Raw genomic sequence first — 2,462 nt, forward strand, 5'->3', positions numbered from 1 at the left:
GCAATGATAAACTCTTCTATAGAAAACATTCGTCCCACTCCAGCTAGTTGAGTTGTACTTCTAGCATTGTCGGGTGGGACTTTCCTATTCAAAACTTAATTGCACATCGCGTAGGTTTAGCAATCTTTATAAGATAGGCACAATAACTTCAGGGATAGAGGAGAATTTGACTCTACACTACTTGTTCTCTCCTCTGCTCCCTGGCTCTCCTGCCTATTGCGGCTGCTTTGCTGGCTGTATCTGTAGCCTTGGTAACTCCAAGAATGTTTTGTAGAGCCGATCTGCCAGCACTGTATTGGCTTCATCCGTCAAGTGAATGGCGTCTGAAAAAGCCTGACCTGGGAAATTCTGGTAAAGCTTGTAAAAATTCAGCACTTTCACATTTTGCGGAAAACTTCTCTGTAACTGCCCAGTCTTTGTGTCTAATTGTCCATAACCGGCTTGTACTCGCTGGGTGTAGGTTGAACCGAGTTCGCTTAAAAGCTCCCGTTCTCTGAGAGAAAGATTATTCGCTGAACGCCCGGTGATTTCTGGCTGAACTACCAAAACCAATGGAATCTGCGCCGCTGCTGTCAGACGAACCATCTGTGTCTGGTGATTTTGATAACGCTTAACCCGACGCTCCAGCTCAGTGGTGTTAGCTGGCAGACGTTGTGCTAAAGGGACGCTTTCCTCACTCACTGCCATCGTCAGCTGGTCCACAGATGGTTGTGGTTTTAACACCCAATACTGTGTTGCTTTCACTAAATAGGTCTGATTGAGCCAGCGATTCATGTCCTGAGTCAGCTCAAACCACAGATGCCCTGCTGCATTGTTCAGAAAGTTTTCTATATAAGGGATATCCGTTTCATTTTCAGTGCTGGGTAGCATTAAGTCTGCATACCCGTTCAAAACCACAATCGCATCAGGCTGGTAAGGCAAAATCTGGAGGGCAAGCCCAGCCAGTTCGTTCCCCGAAGTATAGCCAGGAACCGCCGCGTTAATGACACGATAGTTGCCTTCCCGAATCCGTAGCGGCAAGGCGAGTGCTTTCACCCGTTCTGGCTTGTAGTAGGGCAAGAAATCCGGGCGAAATTTCTCTGGAGAAGCTTTCTGCTGCTTTACCCGTATATTCAGACTACCTTCGAGCTTATGGGCAAACGTGGTTGCGTTATTGGAACTCATTTGACCAAAAGCTGTAGAACCGCCCAAAATGAAAATCCGAATTTCATCTTTGGGTTTCGCTTGAGAAACCGGCTGGTCATCACGAAAACCCTGTTCGTTAATGCGCCAGAATTTGCTCTGTTGATTTCCTGCCAGCTGATATCCCACTGATAAACGCCGTTTGGCAACCAGACGCCCAGAATTCGGTAAACCCCCGTAGGTTTGCTGGTTTTGATCGAGGAATTTAAGGCGGTAGGCGGTAACTTCTGTCGGTTCACCTTCATAGGCTGCCAATTCAGCATTTTTGCCCGCAACGCTCACAGCAACCCGTGCAAGCAGTTCCAAGAGAATCAAAATGAGGGGCAAAGCTAGGAGTAAGATGAGGGGCGAAGGCGGCTGGCGGCGTTTTTGGTAAGGTTTGTAGCGGGACTTTTTAAACATCAAGTAATGAACCTCAAATGACCAACGAACAAAGGAAGTAAAAGGCAAAAAAGGGATGATTAAATGCTTGCCTTTCGCTTTCATGAGTTGCCGGTGGAGTCAGGCAGAATAACAAAAGTAAAGATTAACTCAATCCCGGCATTCGTTATCCCACTGCGATCCCAGTATGCAGCAATTTCGTTGCTAAACTTAACACCGGGGTAGATGACCACTTATGATTAATGAGTTATACCGATTGGCTTTCCTCTAATGCTGGTACGGAATTAGAGACTTTGTGAATGGGGAAGTGTATCAATCATTAAACGTACAAAACTAGACATCTTAGCATCAAATGTCCTACAAGTTATTATTCGTTTGCCTGGGTAATATTTGCCGGTCGCCTGCGGCAGAAAACATCATGAACCATTTAATTGAGCAAGCAAACTTAGGGGAACGGATCATCTGCGATTCTGCCGGTACAGCTGGTTATCACATTGGTCGTTCCCCGGACCGACGCATGGGAGTAGCCGCAGGACACAAAGGAATTAAACTCCAAGGTCAAGCGCGGCAGTTTCAAAGGTCTGATTTTGAGGACTTTGACCTAATTCTGGCAATGGATCGGGAGAATTACCACGATATCCTCTCCCTTGACCCATCAGGGCAGTATCGGGACAAGGTGCGGCTGATGTGTGACTTTTGCACCCGCCATACTGCGCCTGAGGTTCCTGACCCCTACTACGGTGGTCCGGAGGGGTTTAACCAAGTCATCGATTTACTTTTAGATGCCTGTGAGGGTCTGCTACAACACGTTAGTCAGGCTAATCGCTAATGGGCTAATTCGATTCAATAATTAGCCATTAGCAATTGACTATTCCACTAGATGATGTTCTAAGGCAAAA

2 protein-coding genes are annotated in these 2,462 nt (G+C 46.7%); one reads left to right on the forward strand and one right to left on the reverse strand.

Translation table 11 applies throughout. From position 1 onward, the window contains the following. Window positions 1-213: 213 nt before the first annotated feature. The gene (locus tag NDA06_RS26535) at window positions 214-1,584 is read right to left on the reverse strand and encodes an SGNH/GDSL hydrolase family protein (RefSeq protein ID WP_190987128.1); all 1,371 of its coding nucleotides are present in this window, start codon (window positions 1,582-1,584) and stop codon (window positions 214-216) included. Window positions 1,585-1,915: 331 nt separating this feature from the next. On the opposite strand from NDA06_RS26535, the gene NDA06_RS26540 reads away from it, so the two are divergent. Next, complete coding sequence (locus NDA06_RS26540) at window positions 1,916-2,392, forward strand: low molecular weight protein-tyrosine-phosphatase (RefSeq protein WP_190987127.1); 477 nt, start codon at window positions 1,916-1,918, stop codon at window positions 2,390-2,392. The last annotated feature ends 70 nt before the right edge of the window (window positions 2,393-2,462 follow it).

The organism is Trichocoleus sp. ST-U1, from assembly GCF_039961835.1.
GTDB lineage: Bacteria > Cyanobacteriota > Cyanobacteriia > Cyanobacteriales > FACHB-T130 > FACHB-T130.

Bases quoted from the DNA above. Each gene is read 5' to 3' on its own strand.
- NDA06_RS26535 (WP_190987128.1), bottom strand. From the start codon at position 1,584: ATGTTTAAAAAGTCCCGCTACAAACCTTACCAAAAACGCCGCCAGCCG.
- NDA06_RS26540 (WP_190987127.1), top strand. From the start codon at position 1,916: ATGTCCTACAAGTTATTATTCGTTTGCCTGGGTAATATTTGCCGGTCG.